This is a genomic window from Roseibium sp. LAB1 (genome assembly GCF_054658235.1).
This window is the reverse complement of record NZ_BAAGIB010000002.1, coordinates 711,783-734,734: the sequence shown is the minus strand read 5'-3', so window position 1 is coordinate 734,734 and position 22,952 is coordinate 711,783. Positions and strand designations below refer to the sequence as shown.

Here is a 22,952-nt window from a genome sequence, read left to right as displayed (position 1 = left end):
CCATGGCAGACACACATAAAAAGGAAGTCGACCAGATTTCCGGGGTCGAAACCACCGGCCACGAATGGGACGGTCTGAAAGAACTGAACAACCCCTTGCCGAAATGGTGGCTGTATCTGTTCTACGCCTGCATAGTCTGGGCGGTGATCTATTGGGTTCTCTATCCGTCCTGGCCGCTGGTCTCCAGCTACACCACCGGTGTTCTTGGTGCCAACCAGCGGACCGAGGCCATCGCGGCCTATGACAAGGGCATTTCGGACCGGTCGGTCTTTGCCGACAAGATCGTGGCAGCCTCGCTTGAGGACATCTCCACGGATCAGGAGTTGCTGCAGTTTGCCCGGGCCAACGGCCAGGCAGCTTTCGGCGACAACTGTGCACCGTGCCACGGTTCCGGCGGTACCGGAGCGGAAGGCTACCCGAACCTGCAGGACGATACCTGGCTGTGGGGCGGTACGCTGGACGACATCCACACCACGCTGGAGTTCGGTATCCGGTCCGGTCATGACGAAGCACGCATCGGCGAAATGCCCGCCTTCGGCCGGGATGAGCTGCTGAGCCGCGAGGAGATCAACCAGGTCGCCAACTTCGTCGCATCCCGGGCAGGTCTTGAGACCGACGAAGGCATCGATCTGGCAGCGGGGCAGACTGTCTACGACGACAATTGCGCGGCCTGCCACGGCGAAGACCTGAAGGGTATTCAGGATGTAGGTGCACCGAGCCTCCTGTCCGCAAACTACCTCTATGGCAAGTCGCTGGACGCCATCAAGGCGCAGATCAACAATCCGCGCAATGGTGTGATGCCGGCCTGGGTCGACCGTCTCGACCCGGCGACCATCAAGTCGCTGACAGTCTATGTCCACTCCTTCGGGGGCGGGCAGTAATTCCTGCGGATCTGGTGCGACAAATGCGCCAGATAGCCTGAACGATTTGATCCGGCGCAAAGTGTGACGCTTTGCGCCGGTTTATTTTGAGCACTCGCTGCTAATGGTGAGTGGCGAATGATTTTCCAAAGATCCTATTGGGGCAGGATCGCGTTGAAGAGGACGGACGGTATGTCTACGGACACCGAGACGCAAGAGGGCGCGCAATCCGAAGAGTGGTTTGCATCAGCCAAAAAGATCTATCCAATGGCGACGCATGGCCTGTTCCGCAGGATCAAGTGGACGCTGCTTTTCATCACGCTGGGCATCTATTATTTCCTGCCCTTCATTCGATATGACCGCGGGCCGGATGCGCCGAGCCAGGCTGTTCTTGTCGATATGGAAGGGAGCAGGGCCTATTTCTTTTTCATCGAAATCTGGCCCCAGGAAGTCTACTACCTCACCGGTCTGCTGATCCTGGCAGCCCTGACGCTGTTCCTCATGAATGCGGTCGCCGGGCGTGTCTGGTGCGGCTATCTGTGCCCGCAGACGGTCTGGACGGACCTGTTCCTGTGGGTCGAACGCAAGGTTGAAGGCGACCGTCGCGACCGCATGGCGCTCGACAAGGATCCCTGGACCTTCGACAAGGTCCGCAAGCGCGTGACCAAGCACTTCCTGTGGCTGATGATCGCCTGGTGGACCGGCGGTGCCTGGGTGCTTTATTTCAATGACGCGCCGACCCTGGTCTGGGAACTCCTGACATTCCAGGCACCTATGATTGCCTATGTCTGGATCGCCATCCTGACGACGACAACTTACCTTCTGGCTGGTTTCATGCGGGAGCAGGTGTGCATCTACATGTGCCCGTGGCCGCGCATTCAGGCAGCCATGACCGATGAAAAGGCGCTCAATGTCACCTATCGCTGGGACAGGGGAGAGCCGCGTGGATCCTTGAAGCAGAACCAGAAACTTGCCGAGCAGGGCCTGCCGGCGGGTGATTGCGTCGATTGCTACCAGTGTTTCCAGGTCTGTCCGACCGGCGTCGACATCCGCAAGGGCATGCAGCTGGACTGCATCCAGTGCGGTCTGTGCATCGATGCCTGCGACAACGTCATGACCAAGATCGGCAAGCCGAAAGGGCTGATCGGCTACGATACGGACGAAAACATTCAGCGCCGCCTGGAAGGCAAGGAGTCGATCTACGAGATCGTTCGCGTCCGAACGGTTATTTATGTCGGCATCATTGCCGTGGTCTGTGGCATCATGCTGTTCGCGCTGCTCAACCGAGACTTCGCCGATATCAGTGTTCTGCATGACCGGAACCCGGTGTTCGTTGAGCAGTCGGACGGATCCGTACGCAATGGCTACACCGTTCGTCTGTCCAACAAGCGCCGCCACGAGCGCCACTTCATGCTGCATGTGGAGGGCATGCCGGCCAACACGCTGGTCGAAGCTGTCGGTTCGGAGGACACCTTCGCCGGCCGTCCGATCATCTCTGTCGGTCCCGATACGACCCGCGAAGTCCGTATTCTCGTGACGTCGCCACCCTGGGCAAAAATGCCGCATTCGACACCGGTCACCTTCCGGATCACTGAAAGCGTGATGGGCGAGGTGGTTACCGCCAATGATACGTTCAAGGCACCGGAAAAACCTTGAGGAGCAAGGAATGACGATGGTTGAACCGAACATGAAGGATCCCAAGGCGATTTCCGGCAAGACGGTGCTGGTCTGGCTGTTGGCCTTCTTCGGGGTGGTCTTTGCCGCCAACGCGGTCTTCATCTATCTCGCGCTCGGGTCTTTCCCGGGCGTGGTGGTGGAAAGTTCGTATGAGGCGGGACAGACCTACAACGAGGAAATCGCGGCCGCCAAGGCCCAGTCGGAACTGAACTGGCAGGTGTCGACCGAATTTGTCCGCACAACCGGTGCGGACGGCAGGTTGGTCGTCACGGCCAAGGACGCGCAAGGCACGCCTCTCTACGGGGTGGCGCTCAATGCCCTCCTGCGCAATCCGGTCCATGACGATGCCGACGTCAAGGTAGACTTCACGGCCGATGGCGGCGGGCGTTATGTCGGCGAGGTTGAAAGCCTTGCCGACGGCAACTGGACACTCATCCTGGAAATCGAAAAGGATGGTGAACGGAAATTCCGGTCCGAAAACCGGATCTTCGTCAAGAACTGAGGCAATTGCCGTGACGGTCCATCAGCGTGATTGGCAGGCGTTCGTAACACCGGGCGAAGACGGTGCGGTCCATATGGATCTCGCTGTCGACGGCATCACCTGCGCTGCCTGCATGGGTGAAATCGAAAGAGGCCTGAAACGGCTTCCGGGAATTCTTACTGCGCGTGTCAACCTGACCAGCCAGCGCCTGGCCGTCGACTGGTCCGAGGACCAGACGGGGGCGGATGAAATCGTCGCCGAGCTGGAACGCCTCGGGTACAAGGCGCACCCTTTCGATCCGGCCAGCCAGAAGGAACGCCAGGACAGGACCGGCAAACAGCTGCTGCGCTGTCTGGCGGTCTCCGGTTTCGCCGGCATGAACATCATGCTCCTGTCGGTCTCCGTATGGTCGGGCAATGCCACGGATATCACTCCGGAAACGCGCGATTTCTTCCATTGGCTGTCGGCGCTGATCGCTTTGCCGACGGTGGCCTACTCGGGGCGGCCGTTCTTTCGCAGTGCCTTCAATGCGCTTGCGTCCGGCCGCCTGAACATGGATGTCCCGATCGTGATCGGCGTGTCGCTGGCCGTTGCGCTGTCGGTCGTCCAGACCATCCAGCACCAGCATCACGCCTATTTCGAGTCCGCGGTCATGCTGTTGTTCTTCCTGCTGGTCGGGCGGTATCTCGACCACAACATGCGGGGGCGAACGCGGTCCTTTGCCGAAAATATCGCCGCACTGAAGGCGGAGGTCGCCGCGCGGATCCATCCCGATGGTGCCGTTCGCGAGGTTCCACTTTCGAAAATTGCCGCAGGTGACCTGGTCCTGGTGTCCGGCGGCGAGCGGGTTCCGGTGGATGGCATTGTGGAAACCGGCGTTTCCGAGATCGACCAGAGCCTGGTGACCGGCGAAAGCGTTCTGGTCCCCGTAACGGCTGGTCAGCGGGTCTATGCCGGCACGTTGAACGGGGCGGGGGCGTTGCAGGTTCGCGTCCAGGCGGCGTCCGGCGCAACCTTGCTGGATGAAGTCAACCGGCTGCTGGAAGCCGCGTCCCAGGCCAAGTCGAAATATGTGCGCATTGCCGACCGCGCAGCCCGCCTTTATGCGCCGCTTGTGCATGGAGCCGCTGCGCTGACGTTTCTCGGATGGCTGCTCGCGGGGCTCGACTGGCAGCCGGCTCTGATCATTTCAATCTCGGTTCTGATCATCACATGCCCCTGTGCTCTGGGCTTGGCTGTTCCCGCCGTACAGGTTGTGGCATCCGGTCAGCTTTTCCGGTGTGGCATCCTGCTCAATTCCGGCGATGCCATTGAACGGCTGTCGGACATCGACACGATCCTGTTCGACAAGACCGGAACCCTGACCCTCACTGAGCCGGATCTGTGCGGCACGATAGATCCGAACGACAAGACACTTGCTCTGGCAGGGCGTCTCGCCCTGGCCAGCCGGCATCCATTGTCGGCAGCTCTGGTCAAGGCAACTGGAGCGCTGCAGCCCCTGCCGGACGTTAGCGAGACATCCGGTGCCGGCCTTGAAACCACGGTTGCCGGACAGCGGCTGCGTTTGGGCAGCCCGCTGTTTTGCGAAGCCTCCGAAGACCACGTGGAAGCTGCGCTGCAGGCGAACCCGGGAGCCTCTCTGCTTGCCATCCGCTTCGGTATGGAGCCTGCTCGACTGCTGGCTTTCCGGCAAAGACTGCGGCCGGATGCCGGGGCGGTGATCGACCGGCTGAAGGCGGATGGCTACGCGCTGGAAATCCTGTCCGGCGACACCAGGCCCGCCGTTGCCGATTGCGCGGCAGTTTTGGGTGTGAAGGACTGGCAGGCCGGCATGAAACCGGCCCAGAAGATTGCGCGCCTGGAAGAGCTCCAGGCCAGTGGTCGAAAGGTCCTGATGGTCGGAGACGGCCTGAACGATGCTCCGGCGTTGGCTGGTGCGCATGTATCGCTTTCGCCGGTGTCGGCCGTGCATCTCAGTCAGGCCGCTGCGGACGCCGTTTTTCTCGGCGACAAATTGCAGCCGGTTGCCGATGCGCTGAGGTTGTCGAAGCGGGCAAGGGCGGCGATCGAGCAGAACCTCTGGATCTCGGTCGTCTACAACATCGTTGCCGTGCCCATTGCCGTGGCCGGTTTCGTAACGCCTCTGATGGCTGCCGCAGCGATGTCCGCATCGTCGCTCGCTGTGACTGCGAACGCACTCAAGCTGCGTTGGGGCGCTGGGGACGCAAACAAGGGAATCGAGGCCCAGGGGGCTCGTGAACCACAGGCCGCGGAATGAGATCCTCATGGACGTTCTGATCTATCTGATACCGATTGCGCTGCTCCTGGGAGCGCTGGGGCTCGGAGCCTTCCTCTGGTCGCTAAAAAGCGGTCAGTATGACGATCTTGAAGGTGCCAAGTGGCGCATTCTTGACGACGACGACCTTCCGGACAGGTGATCGCCGGCGCTCTTGACTTCAGAAGTGTGCAAGCCTAGCCACATGTCTTTGATTTTGTGATTGGAGCATTGCATGGAACAGTTTCCGGAAGCGCACAAACCGGGCTATGCCGTATATTCCAGAACATCGCTCGCTATTTACGATGCCCTGGTGCTGGGTTTGTCGAACCGCTGGATCTGGCGTTGCCCGAGCTCCCATTTGGTCGCGCTCTATAATCGGCATGTTTCCGCCAATCATCTGGATATAGGCGTGGGTACCGGCTACTTTCTGGACAAGGCCAGTTTTCCCGTTTCAGATCCAAAGGTGACTTTGCTTGATCCCAACCAGGAATGCCTCGACAAGGCGGCCGCGAGAATTGCCCGCTTGAGCCCAGTCACCATTCAGGCCGACGCACTGGTGCCATGGCCATCGGCTGTCGGCGCGTTCAAGAGCATCGGTCTCAACTACGTACTCCATTGCCTTCCGGGAACCATGGCTGAAAAGGCGGTTATTTTCGATCATGCGATCCCGCATCTGGAAGAGGGCGCAATAGTCTTCGGTGCCACCATCCTGCAGGGCGACGCACCGCGGTCGGGTGCCGCTCGCAAGCTGATGCAGATATATAACCGCAAAGGCGTCTTTTCGAATGAAGCCGACACGCAGGAAAATTTGCGAGCGGAACTTGAAAAACGCTTTGTCGAGGTGGCAGTGGAAATGATCGGATGCGTGGCTCTCTTCAGTGCCGGGAAGCCGCGGCTTGCCTGAGCCCTGTGGCGGCAAGACGCTACGGGACTACTAGGAGAGGACGTTTGACAGGGCCATGCCTGTAGCAAGCAGGACGAGCCCTATGCCGGCAAGCAGAAGGAGATTGTCTCTCAGTCTAGCGTGTGTGCCGAGGTCGGACTGCTCGTGCTCCATAGGGAGCGGATCGTCTTCCCCGAAGGTTTCTGGATCCCGGGACATGGTTCTTACAATCGTTTGCAATGGCTGCTCATTCGGTTCAATTTCTTGCCCGCAAGATGACGGCGGACAATTGAAAGTCCCGTTAATATCGGGACAGCCAAAAGATTAATTGAGCGCAATATTACCAATACGTGAAATCCCGAATTGTATTGCGATCAATTTCTCAGCCTTTCCGAAACTATCCAAAGTCGAACTCGCTTCAGCGGATGATTGAGGCGTGCCCTCGGCACGGGACTAACCCATTGTTCAGACTTTCATGGCAAAGGTTAAGTCAAACAAGGAGGATTAGGTGAGCCTGGATCTTGCCTCTCTGACATTTTTGCTGGTCGAAGACAGTGCCTACATGCGGACCATCCTGCGCACCATGCTGCAGGGGTTCGGTGCGCGGCGCATTGTCGAGGCCGAAGACGGCGCGTCCGGCCTGGAAGCCATGGACCGGGCGAACCCTGATATCCTCATTCTGGACTGGGTGATGCCTATCCTGGACGGTGCGGACATGGTGCGCATGATACGCAGTCCGAACAATCCCTTCGCCTATATTCCGATCATCATGGTGACGGCTCACACCGAGCGTAGCCGGATCGTCGAGGCGCGCCGGCTTGGCGTGCACGAATTGCTGTCAAAGCCTATCTCGGCGAAAGCTCTGTATCAGCGCGTTTCCAGCGTGATCCTGCATCCTCGGGATTTCATCAAGACAGCCACCTATTTTGGACCGGCGCCGCGCGAAATCCGGAACCGTCAGAAGATCTGGCAAGGTGGTCCGGGGCAGCCGCAGTCTCCGCCTCAGGGTGAAGGCGACGCCAACCTCACCGCGATCGGTTGATAGCAACAATCAGTTTCGGATGGAATGCGAAAGCGTCAGGCGGCTGACTGTGCCGCTGCGCGATTTTCCGCTGCCGGGTAGGACGTCGAGCTTTGCGCGTTGGCGGATTCGGCCGCTTCCGCAAATTGCGCGAGAACGTCAAGATCCACCGTGTAGTGGTCAAGCAGGAATTGGGAAAGTACATCGATAGGGAGGTGATGATAGCCTTCGATGGCGGCCATCAAAGCTTCAAGTGTGTCCAGCCGTTCGCGGAGTTTAATCATGATTACCCGATGAGCCGATTTTTTCTCACACTGGAATTTTATAGTTAATAATGCGTAAATCCGAGCGTTGCAAGGATGCGCGCACGCGGTATCACCTCCGGCACTGACCGTCCACAAACTTTTGCCGAAAATCACCGAATTTCTTGGTAAAAATCGCCAGTGCGAGGCAAGTTGTCGGGGAACGTCTGGGGAAAAACAATGGCAAGAATCATCTATGTTCTGAACGGTCCGAATCTCAATCTGCTTGGCAAGCGGCAACCGGAGATCTACGGGGCGCAGACCCTGGATGACGTCCGTGCAATGTGTGAAGCGGCAGCAGAAGCCGCGGGCCTGCAGATCGTCTTCCGTCAAAGCAATGCGGAGCACGAGCTGATCGACTGGATCCACGAGGCGCGGGAAGGCGCGGCAGGCATCATCATCAACCCGGCTGCCTATACGCACACGTCGGTTGCGATACTGGACGCCCTGAACGCCTGCACCTTTCCGGTGATCGAGGTTCATATCTCGAACATCCACAAGCGCGAGAGCTTCCGCCACCATTCATATGTTTCAACGCGGGCTGATGCGGTGATTGCCGGCTGTGGTGTCGAAGGTTACCTGCTGGCCCTGCAGCGATTGACGACTTTGTGCGCCAAGGCGTAACGCCAGGTTGATGCCAGGGAGGCCGTTTGAGGACTTTCGGACGGCTTAGTAGCCGTTGCCGTTGAAGAATTCCTTCGCGATGGTAACCGCGAGGATTTTAGCGTCCAGGGCAACTGACTGGCGCTCGACATAGGCCAGATCATAGGCCAGCCGCATGCGGGCTGCGTAGGGATCTTTTGTCTCTCCGCGGAAGCCCTTGACCTGCGCAAGGCCGGTTATTCCCGGAAGCACCTTGTGACGGTCCATATATCTGGGATGAAACTCTTCATACGGCACGCCAGCCGCCAGCATGCCGGGAACATGCGGCCGGGGTCCAACCAGAGACATTTCCCCCCGCAGGACATTGATCAACTGCGGCAGTTCATCAAAGTTGCTTTTGCGAAGAAAAGCACCGATCAACGTCACGCGCGGATCATTGGCAACGGTCTGGGTGATCCCGGAGCAGTCGCATTGGTCGGCATACATCGTACGGAACTTGAGAACGGCGAATTTTCTGCCGTTCAAACCATAACGCCATTGACGGAAAAACACCGGGCCACGGCTGGTCAGTTTTATTGCAACCGCGAGTGCAACAAATAAGGGAAAAAGCAGTGCAAGACCGACTCCGGCGCCGATCAGGTCGATGAATTTTTTCAGTCCGTTTTGGAAATACGTGCGTACTTGCCGGAGGTCGCTCCGGTCGCCGCTTGCCGTGTCGAGCCGGTTGGCATGCTGATAGCCCCACGTCGCGAGGCTTGCAATATTCATCGCATCGCGGCCGTGATCATCTGCGTCGTAAGATACTGTTTCGTCTGCCAAGATTTGCCAGCCTCAACCCGATTTACGAAACCATTCGATACGCGCCAACACCTGATCCGGAGGAAGTCGCAATCGCTATCGCATCGTTAGCAGCTGGTTAACAATATCGGGAAAATTGTTATCCATTAAGGGTTTGGTTACCATAGTGACGCGACGGGAGCAATGCGCCAAGGGCAAAAGTGATGTGAATTTTAATTAATTATTAAAAAGCAGAACGCCGGGCTAATGCCAGCCCGGCGTTTGGTTCGAGTGCAAAATTTTTTGAAAAACAGGGCCGCTTAGTAGCTGCGGCCAACGCTGGTGTATTCGAAGCCGCGGGCTTCCATGTAGTCCGGTTTATAGATGTTTCGCAGATCGACGACCTTGGGTGCGGCGACCAGTGTCTTGACACGATCAAGGTCAAGAGCGCGGAACTGATCCCACTCCGTAACGATTACAACCACGTCTGCATTTTCTATGGCGTGATAGGGTCCATCACAGAACATGACGCCCGACATCACCTTCTCGGCCTCTTCCATGCTCGCCGGGTCGTAGGCACGGATCTTGGCACCGGCGGCCTGAAGTTTTTCCACGATGTCGATGCTCGGGGCTTCACGCATGTCGTCCGTATTGGGCTTGAAGGCGAGGCCGAGCAGCGCGATGGTCTTGCCGCTGACGTCGCCGCCCATGAATTCGATGACCTTGTCGGCCATCTTCTTCTTGCGGGCCGCGTTCACCTCGATGACGGAATCGACGATCTTGAGATCGGAATGCGCGTCCGCCGCGATCCTGGAAAGAGCGAGTGTATCCTTGGGGAAGCAGGAACCACCATAGCCAGGGCCTGCATGCAGAAACTTGCCGCCGATGCGGTTGTCGAGACCGATACCCCGCGACACTTCCTGAACGTTGGCGCCGACCTTCTCGCAAAGATCTGCAATTTCGTTGATGAAGGTGATCTTGACGGCGAGAAACGCGTTGGCGGCGTATTTGGTGAGCTCGGAAGTACGACGCCGTGTCACGATGATCGGCGTTTCGTTGAGATACAGCGGGCGGTAAAGCTCCCGCATCACGTCAGCTGCCCGTTCGTCTTCGGTTCCGACGACAACGCGGTCAGGGCGTTTGAAGTCGTTGATTGCAGCGCCTTCGCGCAGGAATTCCGGGTTGGAAACGACGGCGAATTCCGCATCTGGGTTCGTCTTGCGAATGATCGCTTCCACTTCGTCGCCGGTACCGACCGGAACGGTGGATTTGGTGACGACAACGGTGAAACCCTCGATCAGGCCTGCGATTTCCTCAGCAGCCGCATAAACGTAGGACAGGTCGGCATGACCGTCTCCGCGGCGGGTCGGCGTACCGACGGCAATGAAAACGGCATCCGCCTCGCGGATAGCGTCTTCAGGAGCAGTGGTGAAGAAAAGGCGTTCTTCGGCAACGTTCTTGGCAACGAGATCCTGCAGGCCGGGTTCGTAGATCGGGATCCGTCCGTCATTGAGCGCGTCGATCTTGCTCGCATCCTTGTCGATGCAGGTCACGACATGGCCGAAATCGGCAAAACAGGTTCCTGACACCAGACCGACATAGCCGGTTCCAATCATAGCAACACGCATTGTAAATTTTCCTGCTTCTAGGTGGTCTTCAGGTGCTAGTCAGTCACCGTAAGCCTGCTAACTGCTGCCCGAATTACATGGATCGGCAGCAAAAGACCAGATCGTTGAAATCGTATGGTTTGAAATTTTGAAATTTTGCTCCGTACACTACTTTAAACCGGACAGGACAAGGCTTCTGCAATTGCCCAATCGCGTCCCAATAGTGCAGCCTAGTGGAACGACACAAAAAACGGGAGCATTTTTCTGGCTCGAGTGGTCATGGGACACCCCGCACAAAAAGCCCCTGTGCGATGGGTGTCCCGAAAAACCGGAGCAGTTGAGCCGGACTACCTTGGCGCGATGCCGCACCAGGCGGCGGAAAAGAGGGCGATCGTCTTGGTTACCCTTTTCAATGACGGCAGGTTCACGCATTCGTCGATGCCGTGAATGTTCTTTGTCAGCGGGCCATAGGTAAGTGCGGGAATGCCGCAATGGTTCATGTAGAGCGCGGCATCAAGATAGCAGGCCATGATCGACCGATTGAGATCTGTACCGGAAATGGTCTTGTGTGCGACGCCGAGCGCATTTTCCGCATCGCTGCCTTCGGTCAGCAGATACCCTGCCTGGCAAGTCCCGATCCATTCGAGCCGAGGGTTGGCTTTTTCCAGCCGGGGATCCTTTGTGCCGAGCGTTTTCAGCATCTGTTCTAGGCTGGCCATCCTGTCTTGCGGGGCGTCGCCGGGATAAAACCCGATCCTGCCTTCGAAACGGCATTCGAACGGGATGGAAGCCGGCCACTCGCCGCCGTTGATGGTGCCGATGTTGAGACTTGCAGGATTGTGCAAGGCGTCGAAGCCGGGATGTCCTGTCTTCTCTTCATTCCACCGTGCTTCGAGTGCCTTCAACTCGTTGATGACCAGAAAGGCTGCCTCGATGGCGCTCAGGCCGGACTCCGGTTCGCGCGGATGGGCAGAGACGCCTTGAACGCTGATCCTGAATTTGATCACGCCGGAATTGGCATAAATGACGTCTTCGTCGGTCGGTTCGGGAATGAGGACGGCGTCGGCAGTCGCGCCCTGCAGGATGGCGGCTGCGGTGCCGTTGCCGGTCACCTCTTCATCGATGACTGACTGGAACTCCAGAGGGCCTTGCAAGGAGAATCCTGCGGCCTCGATGGCTTCGACGGCAAAGAGATTGGCTGCAAGCCCGGCCTTCATGTCACCGGCACCGCGTCCGAAAAGCCAGTCTCCTTCGCGTACAGCGGCAAAGGGCGGATGGGTCCAGCAGGAAGGATTGGCGGTGGGGACCACGTCGACATGAGCGTTCAGGATCAGCGAGCGCCCGCCGTGTGCCGAGGCCTTGCGGCCGCTGACATTGAACGTATCCCTGTAATCGATCGTGGCGGGGGAATAGGCCGGGTGGGACTGCAGTCGGGCCACGTCGAGCGGACAGGTCTCGACCTCGTAGTCACGGCTGCGAAGAGCATCGGCAATAATGCGCTGAACACCGGCCTCTTCACCGCGCAGGGACGGCGCCCGGACGATTTCCTGAAGGAAGGCAATCTCTTTCTCGAAGGCCGTGTCGACAGCAGCGGTGATTGCGGAAATGGCTTCGTTGGGTAGTGGTTCTGACATGACGGTCCGGTTGGGATGAGTGAAGAGGCGGGCAACGAGCCCGCACCCTATCAACTGCGCCGCAGCCGTCAAATGATGGTGTGCATGAACCTGAACACCCTCTCTTGTCCGTTGAGGCAGGCGTTCGGCCTTTCTCAAGGTGAGGGGAGGTTTGCTGAAAAGCGTGTTGCGTCGGCGGCAGGGAATTGCTTGCCCGGCTTACACCGTCAGATACCGCCGGACCTCGGTTTCCGACAAATCCGCCCCGGAACCGGAGAGCACTACCTCGCCGCGGTCCATGACGGCATATTCATCCGCGAGGTCCCGGGCGAACTCGAAATATTGTTCCACCAGCACGATGGCCATGGTGCCCTGGTCGCGCAGCCAGGAAATTGCCCGGCCGATGTCCTTGATGATCGAAGGCTGGATGCCTTCTGTCGGTTCATCAAGCACCAGAAGTTTCGGACGGGTGACGAGGGCGCGGGCAATCGCAAGCTGCTGCTGCTGCCCGCCGGACAGGTCACCGCCCCGGCGGGACAGCATGTCCTTCAGCACCGGGAAGAGCTCGAAGATCGTATCGGGAATGAACCGTTCCTTGCGTGGGATCGGTGCATAGCCGGTTTCAAGGTTTTCCTTCACCGACAAGAGGGGAAAGATCTCGCGCCCCTGCGGTACGATGGCAATGCCTTTCTTGGCACGGGCGTGGGCGGCAAGGGAGGAGATGTCCTCGCCGTCCCACAGGATCTTTCCCGCGCTGATGCCGTGCTGGCCGGCAACCGCACGCAAGGTGGAAGTTTTGCCGACGCCATTGCGCCCCATCAGGCAGGTCACCTTGCCGGTCTCGGCCTTCAGCGAAACCTTTTTCAGCGCCTGCGCAGCGCCATAATGGAGATCGATGTTTTCAACTTGCAGCATGGGCTGACTTCCCTTGGCTGATCGGGATGCGATGGAGGGCCGTCTCAATGCGCCCGCTCGTCACTGCAGGAACATGACCGGCAATAACGGCGGCGAGGAGCAAGGCCTACTCGTCATCGTCCGAGATAAACTTCCACGACACGTTCGTTGGCTGAGACATGGTCGAGTGAACCTTCGGCCAGGACCGAGCCTTCGTGGAGAACGGTGACTTTGACGCCCAGGGAGCGCACAAACACCATGTCGTGCTCGACCACGACGACCGAGTGATCATTGGCGATATCCTTCAGCAGTTCGGCGGTTTCTGCGGTTTCGGCATCCGTCATGCCGGCAGCAGGCTCGTCCACGAGAAGAAGTTTCGGGTCCTGGGCCAGCAGCATGCCGATTTCCAGCCACTGCTTCTGACCGTGGCTGAGGTTGGCAGCAAGCTCGTCCCTCTTGGAGCCGAGGCGGATCAGATCGAGCAGATATTCGACCCGTCTCTTTTCGCCGCCGGAAATGACGTGAAACAAGGTGGCAAAGGGGCCACGTGGAGCCTTCAGCGCCAGTTCCAGGTTGTCCCAGACAGTGTGGCTCTCGAACACCGTCGGTTTCTGGAATTTTCGGCCGATACCGAGCTCGGCGATGGACGCTTCGTCCTCGCCCGTGAGGTCCACCGTTCCGTTGAAATAGACCTCGCCGGTGTCAGGCCGGGTCTTGCCGGTGATGACGTCCATCATCGTGGTCTTGCCCGCACCGTTCGGACCGATGATTGCCCGCATCTCGCCCGGGGCAATCGTCAGCGACAATTCGTTCAGCGCCTTGAAGCCGTCGAAGGAAACCGACACGCCGTCGAGATAAAGAAGACTGGAGGATCGTGCCATGGCTTTACTCCGCGGGTTGGGGTTCGGCATCCGCCGGAATGGTCGAGGCTGATGTCTTCTGACTGACATTGGCCGGTGCTGCCGGTGAATGCGGTGCCTGGCTCGGCGGTTGGTCCGACCCGGCCTCGAAATCCTCGGAGACCTTCCGTTGCCGCAAGGCTGTCCAGCCCTGCGAAACGGTGCCGACGATGCCTTTCGGCAGGAACAGTGTCACGACCACGAAAAGGCCGCCGAGAGCAAAGAGCCAGATGTCGGGCAGCGCGGCGGTGAACCAGGTCTTGGCGAAGTTGACCAGAACGGCGCCGAGCACGGCACCGACCAGCGTTCCGCGTCCGCCAACAGCAACCCAGATCACCACTTCAATGGAGTTGGCGGGAGCAAACTCGCCCGGATTGATGATGCCGACCTGCGGCACGTAAAGCGCTCCGGCAACACCGGCCATCATCGCCGAAAGTGTCCAGACGAACAGTTTGTAGTGTTCCACCCTGTAGCCCAGGAACCGTGTCCGGCTCTCCGCGTCGCGCACGGCGACCAGCACCTTGCCGAGTTTCGATCGCGTGATCGCCCGGCAGATGAGGAAACACAGGACCAGCGCCAGACCTGAGGCTGCAAACAGGCCGGCGCGGGTCGTGTCGGCTTGAATATCGAAGCCGAGAATGTCCTTGAAGTCGGTCAGGCCATTGTTGCCGCCAAAGCCCATGTCGTTGCGGAAAAAGGCGAGCAACAGCGCATAGGTGAGAGCCTGGGTGATGATCGAGAGATACACCCCGGTCACGCGGGAGCGGAAGGCGAACCAGCCGAAGATGAAGGCGAGGACACCCGGCACCAGCAGCACCATCAGCGCCGCGAACCAGAACATGTCGAAGCCGTACCAGTACCAGGGCAGCTCACCCCAATTCAGGAACACCATGAAATCCGGTAGCACGGGATCGCCATAGACGCCGCGAGTTCCGATCTGGCGCATCAGATACATGCCCATGGCGTAGCCGCCGAGCGCGAAGAAGGCCGCGTGACCGAGCGAGAGAATACCGCAATAACCCCACACGAGATCTACCGCCAGCGCAAGCAGGGCGTAGGTCAGGTATTTGCCCATCAGCGTGACCGCGTAGTTCGGCACGTGGAAGGTGGAGCCCTCGGGCATGAGCAGATTGCCGGCCGGTACCAGGACAATCACGGCCGCCATGATGGCGAGGAATATACCCGCTCGGGCATCCATGGCGCGGAAGAGAAAGGAGGACATCATGCTTCAACTGCCCGGCCCTTGAGGGCGAACAGCCCCCTCGGACGCTTCTGGATAAAGAGAATGATGAAGACGAGCACGAAGATCTTGCCGAGCACGGCTCCTGCGTATGGTTCGAGGAACTTGTTGACCACGCCAAGCGTCATGGCGCCCACCAGCGTGCCCCACAGGTTGCCGACACCGCCGAAGACCACGACCATGAAACTGTCGATGATGTAGCCCTGACCGAGGTTCGGCGAGACGTTGTCGATCTGGCTGAGTGCGACACCTGCGATCCCTGCAATGCCTGACCCGAGCCCGAAGGTGAGGGCGTCGATCCAGGGTGTGCGGATGCCCATGGAGGCGGCCATACGACGGTTCTGTGTCACGGCACGGGTGTAGAGGCCGAACGGCGTCTTCTTCAGGACCAGCATCAGTCCGGCAAACACCAGCATCGCGAAGACGATGATCCACATGCGGTTATAGGTGATCGTCATCTGGCCGATTTCGAAGGCTCCGGACATCCAGTCCGGATTACCGACTTCCCGGTTGGTCGGGCCGAAGATCGACCGCACCGCCTGCTGCAACACCAGAGAGATGCCCCAGGTCGCAAGCAGCGTTTCCAGTGGCCGCCCGTAAAGCCAGCGGATGACGCCGCGCTCTATGGCAACACCCACCAGCCCAGACGTCAGAAAGGCCAGCGGCAGGGCGATGAACAGCGAATACTCGAACAATTCAGGTGCGGACGAGCGGATGAATTCCTGAACCACGAAGGTGACGTAAGCTCCGATCATCACCATCTCGCCATGTGCCATGTTGATAACGCCCATGACCCCGAAGGTGATTGCAAGCCCGATGGCGGCCAGAAGAAGGACCGAGCCAAGCGACAGGCCGTACCAGATATTCTGCGCGGCATCCCAGGCCGCGATGGATTTCTCGATCTTGGTGATTTCTTTCGTCGCCGCTTCGCGCACCGCGCCTTCGGATGAGGATTGTACGGCGATCAGAAGCGAGAGCGCGTCGCGGTTGCCCATCGTGCCGAGGGTCGAGACCGCTTCCAGTTTTGCGGCTTCATCCATATTCGAGTTCAGAACCGCTGCAGCCCGTGCCTCTTCCATTACCTTGCGAACGCCGTCGTCCGTTTCGGCGGCAATGGCGGCATCCAGCGCTTCGATACTGTCCGGGTCCTTGGCCTTGAACACGGCTTCCGCTGCCGACAGGCGTACCTTCGGATCCGCGGCCATCAGGGTCAATGACCCGAGTGCGGACCGGATAACCCGGCGCAGCTTGTTGTTCACCTTGATCTTCTTGATCTCGCCCTTGGACGCCTCGCCGGTGGTTTCCGACGTCAGCGGATCAATCAAGACGTAGGCCTTGCCGGCCTTTTTGATGATGAAGACCTCGCCGTCGGCCTTGCGCACGTAAAGATCGCCGTTGCTCAGGGCTTCGAGGGCTGGGGCGACGGCAGGGTCGCCGGTTGCCACCAGCGCTCCGATCTGCTTTTCCGTTTCGGAATATTTTCCATTGGCCAGCTCGTTGATCAGCGGACGAAGCGTCTGCGGATCGCTTTGTGCCAGCGCCGGTGCGGCGAGGAGACTGGCAGCGAGGCTGAGGAGCAGTAGGAAGGATCTCATCAAGGACATCATGTCCACCGGTGTTTTGAACTTTCACCTGACGACCTCATCCTGAAGAGCCGCAGTGCGGCGTCTCGAAGGATGGGCCACTTGCTTCCGGGGTTGCCGCCCATCCTTCGAGACGGACCTTGTGGTCCTCCTCAGGATGAGGGGAGAGCTAGGAGCGTCTCTCCAGGCAAACCTTTCCGGTTGGAAAACCGGGGGAAGAAGAGGACGGGTCTCGTAAGACCCGCCCGAACTCCGTGTCCTCCCTTAAGACCCGGAGCCGCCGCACTTGCCGGTGGCGGTGTTGAAGTTGCCGCAGGAAAGCGGCGCGCGCCAATCGGAGATCAGGTCCTTGGAACCGTCCAGGTAATCCGACCAGGCATCGCCGACAACCAGGCCGGAGGTTTCCCACACGGTCTCGAACTGACCGTCTTCCTGGATTTCACCGATCAGCACCGGCTTGGTGATGTGGTGGTTCGGCATCATGGCGGAGTAGCCACCGGTCAGGTTCGGAACGCTGACACCGACAATGGCATCGATCACGGCGTCCGGATCGGTGCTGCCGGCCTTCTTGACCGCTTCAACCCACATGTTGAAGCCAATGAAGTGGGCTTCCATCGGGTCGTTGGTTACGCGTTTTTCGTCACCGATGTAGGCGTGCCAGGCGTCGATGAACTCGGCGTTGGCTTCGGTGTCTGCGGACTGGAAGTAGTTCCAGGCAGCCAGGTGACCGACGAGCGGAGCGGTGTCGAGACCGGCGAGTTCTTCTTCACCCACGGAGAAGGCGACGACAGGAATGTCTTCAGCCTTGATGCCGGCGTTGCCGAGTTCCTTGTAGAACGGCACGTTGGCATCGCCGTTGATGGTGGAGACCACGGCGGTTTTCTTGCCGGCAGAGCCAAAGGTCTTGATGTCGGACACGATCGTCTGCCAATCGGAATGACCGAACGGCGTGTAGTTGATCATGATGTCTTCTTCAGCCACACCCTTGGACTTCAGGTAGGCTTCAAGGATCTTGTTGGTCGTGCGCGGATAGACGTAGTCGGTACCGGCCAGAACCCAGCGCTCGACGCCTTCTTCGTTCATCAGGTAGTCGACGGCCGGAATGGCCTGCTGGTTCGGAGCTGCGCCCGTGTAGAAGACGTTGCGCTGGGATTCTTCGCCTTCATACTGGACCGGATAGAACAGCAGCGAGTTGAGTTCTTCGAATACCGGCAGAACGGACTTGCGCGAAACGGACGTCCAGCAGCCGAAGACGGCATCGACGTCGTTGACTTCGATCAGTTCACGCGCCTTTTCGGCGAACAGCGGCCAGTCGGATGCCGGGTCGACGACGACCGCTTCCAGTTTCTTGCCAAGCAGGCCACCCTTCTTGTTCTGCTCTTCGATGAGCATCAGCATGGCGTCTTTCAGGGTGGTTTCCGAAATGGCCATGGTGCCGGAGAGCGAGTGCAGGATGCCGACCTTGATCGTGTCTTCCTGGGCGGATGCGCCGCCGATCATCGTGGAGGCCATCAGGCCTGCCAGTGCGAGTTTGGTGAATGAGTTTTTCATGGATGTTCCCCTTTGCTTGACGTCACCGGTTCCCACGCCGGTGATTGGCGGCTGGAAGGAGTGCCGCTGTCAGGAGAGGATCGTGCACTGGCACGACTGCACTGCAACATACGTCAATTGACGTAACCGGCTTGAAAGGCCGCCCCGCCATGCCGAAGGCGAAGACGGCATGAAATGTGCTGGGTAGAGGGGCTGAATAAAAAAAACGGGGCGGAATTCAGGCAATGAACAATGGCGATTGCCGAATAAATAGTCACTTGCCCGGGAATTGGGCAGATTGTGCCGGTATGGGGATGGCGACGTGAGGGCACGTCAACGCATTCTGCCGGTCAGGCGCCAGTACAACAAATGGGTCAACAACCAGACCCTGGAAGACTATGCGCTCAGGTTCACTGCCAAGAGCGCACGCCGCTTTTCCTCCAGGGCGATTTCCCAGACGGCGATCGGTGCGATTTCTTTCCTGGCACTGGAAGCCATCGGCGGGGCGATCACCCTGTCCCACGGAACGGCCAATGCGTTCCTGGCCATCCTGGTCGGCAGCCTTGTGCTGTTGATCGTCGGCCTGCCGATCAGCCGATATGCCATGCGGTACGGCGTCGACATTGATCTGCTGACGCGCGGTGCCGGGTTCGGCTACATAGGATCGACCGTTACGTCGCTGATCTATGCCAGTTTCACGTTCATACTCTTTGCGATTGAAGCCTCCATCATGTCGAGCGCGCTGGAGTTTGCCTTCGGTGTGCCCTTGTGGCTCGGCTATGTCATCAGCGCGATTGCGGTCATTCCGCTCGTCACCCACGGCATTACCTGGATCAGCCGCTTTCAGCTCGCGACCCAGCCTTTCTGGATCATTCTGAACATCCTGCCGTTCGTCTTCATCGCCTTTACAGACTGGCAGGCCGTCGGCGAATGGCTGACGTTTTCCGGCATCGATCCGGTCACACAGGCGCCGCGCACGACAGTGGGGGGCTGGGACAGTATCAACCTGGTCAGTTTCGGTGCGGCGTCTGCGGTCATCCTGGCCTTGATGGCCCAGATCGGCGAACAGGTGGATTTTCTCAGGTTTCTGCCTGCGCAGGATTTTGCCCGCCGCAGGCACAGGCTTGCCCTGTTCCTGGCCGGGCCTGGCTGGGTCGTTCTCGGTGCTCCGAAGATGATAGCCGGGTCGTTTTTGGCGGTGCTTGTGCTGTCGCACGGTGTTCCGGTTCAGCATGCCGACGAACCTTCGCGCATGTACGCCATTGCCTTTGGCTACATGATCCCGAACGAAACCGTTGTCCTTCTGCTGATGGCGGCCTTCGTGGTGGTGGCGCAGCTCAAGATTAACGTGATGAACGCCTACGCGGGGTCGCTCGCCTGGTCGAACTTCTTCTCGCGCCTCACCCATTCTCATCCGGGGCGTGTGGTCTGGCTGGTCTTCAATGTCGGTATCGCCCTGCTGCTGATGGAACTCGGCATCTACCGGCTGCTGGAGGAAACCCTTGGCGTTTTTTCCATCATTGCAATGGCCTGGCTATCGGCCATCTCGGCGGATCTCTTCATCAACAAGCCTCTCGGGCTGTCGCCTCCGGGCATCGAGTTCAAGCGCGCGCATCTCTATGACATCAATCCGGTCGGCACCGGTGCGATGCTGCTGGCCGCCGGTCTGGCCCTTGCCGCACATTTCGGCGAATTCGGCAAGACCGCCGAAGCCCTGGCCACTTTTCTGGCCATGGCCATCGCCTTCGTGGCCGCACCTCTGATCGCCTATGCGACCAGGGGACGGTTCTATCTGGCCCGCAAGCCGCGCCAAAGTTGGCAATCGAAGGATCACATCGCTTGTTCGATCTGCGAAAACCCGTTCGAGCCGGAAGATATGGCCTATTGCCCCGCCTATCAGTCGCCGATCTGCTCGCTGTGCTGTTCGCTTGATGCCCGCTGCCATGACAGCTGCAAACCGAAGGCGCGGTTGTCTTATCAGGTCGGCACCGTCGCGGGCCGGGTTCTGCCGGAAAGGGCGATGGAATTCCTGCAATCCCGGTTGGGGCGCTACGCGCTCATCTCGGTCCTGTCCAACGCCGCGATCGGCCTGGTGCTCTGGATTATTTATGCGCAAGCCGAGAACCGTCTGGGAGATCCGACCGGCATCATCGGCCAGACGGTGCTGTTGATCTTCTTCGTCTTTGCCATTGTTGTCGGCATTGCCTGCTGGTTCCTGGTGCTGGCCCATGACACCCGCCGGGTCGCAGAAGAAGAATCCATGCGCCAGAACGCGTTGCTCCAGAAGGAAATCGATGCCCACAGCGTTACCGATGCGGCCCTTCAAAAGGCCAAGGAAAATGCCGAAGCGGCCAACCTTGCCAAGAGCCGCTACGTGGTTGGCCTCAGTCACGAACTCAGAACGCCACTTAACGCCGTCATGGGCTATGCCCAGGTTCTGGAACGGGACGACAGCGTGCCCACGGCCCGCAAACCGGCCATCAGCACCATCCGACGCAGTGCCGAGCACCTGTCGGGCCTGATCGACGGTCTTCTGGATATTTCGCGCATCGAAGCGGGACGGCTGCAGATCTATTCCAACGAGATCAACATTCATGAGTTCCTGGACCAGATTGTCGACATGTTCCGCATGCAGGCAGCCGCCAAGGGACTCGGCTTCAGCTATTCCCGGGCACCCAATCTTCCGGCTTTCGTCAGGACCGACGAAAAGCGCCTGCGACAGATCCTGGTCAATCTACTGTCCAACGCGATCAAATTCACCTCCGACGGCACCGTTTCACTTTCCGTCAGCTACCGGTCGCAGGTGGCCAGCTTTGTTGTGACAGACAGCGGACCGGGCATCGCACTTGATGAGCAGGTCAAGATTTTCGAACCGTTCGGCCGCAGCAGGACCGCCGACGGTGCCAAGACGCCGGGCCTGGGCCTCGGGCTCACCATCACCAAACTTCTGACGGAAACCATGGGCGGAGCCATTGCACTGTCCAGTGAACCGGGCCAAGGCGCCTCCTTCGAAGTTCGGCTGATGCTGGCGGCTGTCGACCGGCCGGTCGACACCATCCGTCTGGAAAAACAGGTAAGAGGCTACGTCGGTCCTCGGAAAACGGTGGCCGTGATCGATGATAATCCGGATCACCGTTCGCTCGTCTGCGATATCCTCAAGCCCATCGGCTTTGCCGTTGTCGAAGCCGACACAGGCCGGGCCTGTCTTGAGACCGTCGAGCCGCTCAAGCCGGATCTCTACCTGATCGACATCCTGATGCCGGGAATGAACGGTTGGGAGCTTGCCGAGGAATTGCGGGACAGGGGCGCGGTGGCGCCGATCATCATGCTGTCCGCCAACATCGGCGACAAGGCCTTGCGACCTGACGGCCCAGCGCATCATTCGGCGACCCTTGCAAAGCCCTTTGGTATCGGCCAGCTTTACGACCTGCTGCAAAAGCACATGAGTGTTGTGTGGACCGAGCTGCCCGTCGAACGGAACGTGGAACCAGCCCGAAAGGTTCCCTTGAAGTCGCCCGGTGCCGATCATGTCGCCGACCTGATCTCGCTTGCTGAGATAGGCTACGTGGAAGGCATTGAGGCCAAGTTGAACGAGTTGGCGAAAGCACCGGAAAACCTGCCCCTGATCGAAGCATTGAACACCCATCTCGCCCGGTTCGATTTCGATGCTTACAAAAACGTCTTGAGTGAATTGGAAACACATGACGGATGATCGTCGCGATACGGTTCTTGTGGTTGACGACAGTCCGGAAACGCTCGGCTTCGTCACAGAAGCCCTGAAAAAGACCGGCATTGCCGTTCTGGTGGCGACCAGCGGGGAAACCGCGCTGAACATCTGCAACAAGGTGACGCCGGACACGATCCTGATGGATGCTGTCATGCCAGGCCTCGACGGTTTCGAAACCTGCAGGCAGATCAAGGAAAATCCGGCGCTCCAGCACGTGCCGGTCATATTCATGACCGGACTTTCGGAAACCGAACATATCGTCAAGGCACTGGAATCAGGCGGTGTCGACTTCCTGACCAAACCGATCGACGTCGATGAGCTGAAGGCGCGGATCAAGGTACATTTGAAGAACGCCCGTTCGGTTCAAAGTGCGCATGTGGCGCTGGATGCAGCAGGCCGCCATCTGGTGGCCGTGACGCAGGAAGGGACGGTCCTGTGGTCGACACCGCAGATTCAGAATCTGCTTGCAAAAACGGGTGCTGCGGAAACCAGCCTCTTCAGGTTGGGTCGGGCCCTGGGGGATTGGCTGGACGGGCCGCATTCTGCGGGCGAGCGGCGCAAGAGTTTCATGCTCGGACTGTCGGAAAATCTTGCTGTTCAGCTTCATCCGCTCGGCCGTGTGGGCCCGGACGAGAACCTGTTCCGCGTCACTGCGGAGGATGAAGCCGGTCAGGTTCACGCGCTGCAGGGCAGCTTTGAACTCACACAGCGTGAGGCGGAAGTTCTCATCTGGATCGCCAAAGGCAAGTCCAACAAGGATATCGGCGAAATTCTGGGGCTGTCGCCGCGCACCGTGAACAAGCATCTGGAGCAGATTTTCGTCAAACTCGGCGTCGAGAACCGCGCCTCCGCCGCCGTGCGCGCCGCAGAGGTGATCTACGCGCTTTAGGACTTCCAGGTGGAACGGGTCTCTTAGCTCCCTCTGCAATCTGATAGCCCAATTGCGTTCAACCGGCGAGAATGGCGGGTTTCCGCCA

20 protein-coding genes are annotated in these 22,952 nt (G+C 59.1%); 10 read left to right on the top strand and 10 right to left on the bottom strand.

Annotation, left to right across the window (positions count from 1 at the left end):
- Nucleotides 1–2 precede the first annotated feature (2 nt).
- The 6 genes from ccoP to ACYQ54_RS13290 all read left to right on the top strand — a co-directional run bounded on the left by ccoP (nt 3) and on the right by ACYQ54_RS13290 (nt 6,200).
- Nucleotides 3–881: a cytochrome-c oxidase, cbb3-type subunit III gene (gene ccoP, locus ACYQ54_RS13315; RefSeq protein WP_460083008.1), complete on the top strand. Its 879-nt coding sequence runs from the start codon at nt 3–5 to the stop codon at nt 879–881.
- Nucleotides 882–1,052: 171 nt separating this feature from the next.
- Nucleotides 1,053–2,516 carry a cytochrome c oxidase accessory protein CcoG gene (ccoG, locus tag ACYQ54_RS13310; RefSeq protein ID WP_460083006.1) on the top strand — a complete coding sequence of 488 codons (1,464 nt, stop codon included), beginning with the start codon at nt 1,053–1,055 and terminating at the stop codon, nt 2,514–2,516.
- A gap of 10 nt (nt 2,517–2,526) precedes the next feature.
- On the top strand, nt 2,527–3,039 hold the full coding sequence (locus ACYQ54_RS13305) for a FixH family protein (RefSeq protein ID WP_460083004.1): 513 nt from the start codon (nt 2,527–2,529) through the stop codon (nt 3,037–3,039).
- A 10-nt stretch (nt 3,040–3,049) separates the two neighbouring features.
- Nucleotides 3,050–5,296, top strand: a complete 2,247-nt coding sequence (locus tag ACYQ54_RS13300) for a heavy metal translocating P-type ATPase (protein ID WP_460083002.1) — start codon at nt 3,050–3,052, stop codon at nt 5,294–5,296.
- A 7-nt stretch (nt 5,297–5,303) separates the two neighbouring features.
- A complete protein-coding gene (ccoS, locus tag ACYQ54_RS13295) occupies nt 5,304–5,456 on the top strand; it encodes a cbb3-type cytochrome oxidase assembly protein CcoS (protein ID WP_459358411.1) in 153 nt (50 codons plus the stop codon).
- A 72-nt stretch (nt 5,457–5,528) separates the two neighbouring features.
- Nucleotides 5,529–6,200, top strand: a complete 672-nt coding sequence (locus ACYQ54_RS13290; protein ID WP_460083000.1) for a class I SAM-dependent methyltransferase — start codon at nt 5,529–5,531, stop codon at nt 6,198–6,200.
- 30 nt (nt 6,201–6,230) lie between these two features.
- Here ACYQ54_RS13290 and ACYQ54_RS13285 read toward each other — a convergent pair whose 3' ends face one another.
- Nucleotides 6,231–6,398, bottom strand: a complete 168-nt coding sequence (locus tag ACYQ54_RS13285) for a hypothetical protein (RefSeq protein WP_460082999.1) — start codon at nt 6,396–6,398, stop codon at nt 6,231–6,233.
- Nucleotides 6,399–6,687: 289 nt separating this feature from the next.
- Here ACYQ54_RS13285 and ACYQ54_RS13280 point away from each other — a divergent pair, with 289 nt between their 5' ends.
- Nucleotides 6,688–7,221 carry a response regulator gene (locus ACYQ54_RS13280; RefSeq protein WP_460082997.1) on the top strand — a complete coding sequence of 178 codons (534 nt, stop codon included), beginning with the start codon at nt 6,688–6,690 and terminating at the stop codon, nt 7,219–7,221.
- Between the two features lie 35 nt (nt 7,222–7,256).
- Here ACYQ54_RS13280 and ACYQ54_RS13275 read toward each other — a convergent pair whose 3' ends face one another.
- Entirely contained in the window at nt 7,257–7,484 is a 228-nt protein-coding gene (locus ACYQ54_RS13275) for a hypothetical protein (RefSeq protein ID WP_460082995.1), read from the bottom strand.
- A 198-nt stretch (nt 7,485–7,682) separates the two neighbouring features.
- Here ACYQ54_RS13275 and aroQ point away from each other — a divergent pair, with 198 nt between their 5' ends.
- Nucleotides 7,683–8,126 carry a type II 3-dehydroquinate dehydratase gene (aroQ, locus tag ACYQ54_RS13270; protein WP_460082993.1) on the top strand — a complete coding sequence of 148 codons (444 nt, stop codon included), beginning with the start codon at nt 7,683–7,685 and terminating at the stop codon, nt 8,124–8,126.
- Nucleotides 8,127–8,171: 45 nt separating this feature from the next.
- Here aroQ and ACYQ54_RS13265 read toward each other — a convergent pair whose 3' ends face one another.
- The 8 genes from ACYQ54_RS13265 to urtA form a co-directional block, all read right to left on the bottom strand.
- A complete protein-coding gene (locus tag ACYQ54_RS13265) occupies nt 8,172–8,924 on the bottom strand; it encodes a sugar transferase (RefSeq protein ID WP_460082991.1) in 753 nt (250 codons plus the stop codon).
- 278 nt (nt 8,925–9,202) lie between these two features.
- Nucleotides 9,203–10,510, bottom strand: coding sequence for a UDP-glucose dehydrogenase family protein (locus tag ACYQ54_RS13260; protein WP_460082989.1), 1,308 nt, complete (start codon nt 10,508–10,510; stop codon nt 9,203–9,205).
- 326 nt (nt 10,511–10,836) lie between these two features.
- Complete coding sequence (locus ACYQ54_RS13255; RefSeq protein ID WP_460082988.1) at nt 10,837–12,123, bottom strand: ArgE/DapE family deacylase; 1,287 nt, start codon at nt 12,121–12,123, stop codon at nt 10,837–10,839.
- A 198-nt stretch (nt 12,124–12,321) separates the two neighbouring features.
- Nucleotides 12,322–13,017: an urea ABC transporter ATP-binding subunit UrtE gene (urtE, locus tag ACYQ54_RS13250; RefSeq protein WP_460082986.1), complete on the bottom strand. Its 696-nt coding sequence runs from the start codon at nt 13,015–13,017 to the stop codon at nt 12,322–12,324.
- 113 nt (nt 13,018–13,130) lie between these two features.
- On the bottom strand, nt 13,131–13,877 hold the full coding sequence (gene urtD / locus ACYQ54_RS13245; protein WP_460082984.1) for an urea ABC transporter ATP-binding protein UrtD: 747 nt from the start codon (nt 13,875–13,877) through the stop codon (nt 13,131–13,133).
- 4 nt (nt 13,878–13,881) lie between these two features.
- On the bottom strand, nt 13,882–15,120 hold the full coding sequence (gene urtC, locus ACYQ54_RS13240; protein WP_460082982.1) for an urea ABC transporter permease subunit UrtC: 1,239 nt from the start codon (nt 15,118–15,120) through the stop codon (nt 13,882–13,884).
- Entirely contained in the window at nt 15,117–16,739 is a 1,623-nt protein-coding gene (gene urtB, locus ACYQ54_RS13235; protein WP_460082978.1) for an urea ABC transporter permease subunit UrtB, read from the bottom strand. The genes urtC and urtB overlap by 4 nt, the downstream gene beginning before the upstream one ends.
- Before the next feature lie 243 nt (nt 16,740–16,982).
- Entirely contained in the window at nt 16,983–18,269 is a 1,287-nt protein-coding gene (urtA, locus tag ACYQ54_RS13230) for an urea ABC transporter substrate-binding protein (protein WP_460082976.1), read from the bottom strand.
- A gap of 301 nt (nt 18,270–18,570) precedes the next feature.
- Here urtA and ACYQ54_RS13225 point away from each other — a divergent pair, with 301 nt between their 5' ends.
- Both ACYQ54_RS13225 and ACYQ54_RS13220 read left to right on the top strand, forming a co-directional pair.
- A complete protein-coding gene (locus tag ACYQ54_RS13225; protein ID WP_460082973.1) occupies nt 18,571–21,960 on the top strand; it encodes a hybrid sensor histidine kinase/response regulator in 3,390 nt (1,129 codons plus the stop codon).
- The gene (locus ACYQ54_RS13220) at nt 21,950–22,864 is read left to right on the top strand and encodes a response regulator (protein WP_460082970.1); all 915 of its coding nucleotides are present in this window, start codon (nt 21,950–21,952) and stop codon (nt 22,862–22,864) included. The genes ACYQ54_RS13225 and ACYQ54_RS13220 overlap by 11 nt, the downstream gene beginning before the upstream one ends.
- The last annotated feature ends 88 nt before the right edge of the window (nt 22,865–22,952 follow it).

Excerpts from the sequence above, each read along its gene's own strand:
- ccoS (WP_459358411.1), top strand. The coding sequence starts at position 5,304 with ATGGACGTTCTGATCTATCTGATACCGATTGCGCTGCTCCTGGGAGCG.
- urtB (WP_460082978.1), bottom strand. The coding sequence starts at position 16,739 with ATGTCCTTGATGAGATCCTTCCTACTGCTCCTCAGCCTCGCTGCCAGT.
- urtC (WP_460082982.1), bottom strand. The coding sequence starts at position 15,120 with ATGATGTCCTCCTTTCTCTTCCGCGCCATGGATGCCCGAGCGGGTATA.
- ccoG (WP_460083006.1), top strand. The coding sequence starts at position 1,053 with ATGTCTACGGACACCGAGACGCAAGAGGGCGCGCAATCCGAAGAGTGG.
- ACYQ54_RS13290 (WP_460083000.1), top strand. The coding sequence starts at position 5,529 with ATGGAACAGTTTCCGGAAGCGCACAAACCGGGCTATGCCGTATATTCC.
- ACYQ54_RS13255 (WP_460082988.1), bottom strand. The coding sequence starts at position 12,123 with ATGTCAGAACCACTACCCAACGAAGCCATTTCCGCAATCACCGCTGCT.
- ACYQ54_RS13220 (WP_460082970.1), top strand. The coding sequence starts at position 21,950 with ATGACGGATGATCGTCGCGATACGGTTCTTGTGGTTGACGACAGTCCG.
- ACYQ54_RS13305 (WP_460083004.1), top strand. The coding sequence starts at position 2,527 with ATGACGATGGTTGAACCGAACATGAAGGATCCCAAGGCGATTTCCGGC.
- urtD (WP_460082984.1), bottom strand. The coding sequence starts at position 13,877 with ATGGCACGATCCTCCAGTCTTCTTTATCTCGACGGCGTGTCGGTTTCC.
- ACYQ54_RS13285 (WP_460082999.1), bottom strand. The coding sequence starts at position 6,398 with ATGTCCCGGGATCCAGAAACCTTCGGGGAAGACGATCCGCTCCCTATG.
- ACYQ54_RS13260 (WP_460082989.1), bottom strand. The coding sequence starts at position 10,510 with ATGCGTGTTGCTATGATTGGAACCGGCTATGTCGGTCTGGTGTCAGGA.
- urtE (WP_460082986.1), bottom strand. The coding sequence starts at position 13,017 with ATGCTGCAAGTTGAAAACATCGATCTCCATTATGGCGCTGCGCAGGCG.
- ccoP (WP_460083008.1), top strand. The coding sequence starts at position 3 with ATGGCAGACACACATAAAAAGGAAGTCGACCAGATTTCCGGGGTCGAA.
- ACYQ54_RS13275 (WP_460082995.1), bottom strand. The coding sequence starts at position 7,484 with ATGATTAAACTCCGCGAACGGCTGGACACACTTGAAGCTTTGATGGCC.
- aroQ (WP_460082993.1), top strand. The coding sequence starts at position 7,683 with ATGGCAAGAATCATCTATGTTCTGAACGGTCCGAATCTCAATCTGCTT.
- urtA (WP_460082976.1), bottom strand. The coding sequence starts at position 18,269 with ATGAAAAACTCATTCACCAAACTCGCACTGGCAGGCCTGATGGCCTCC.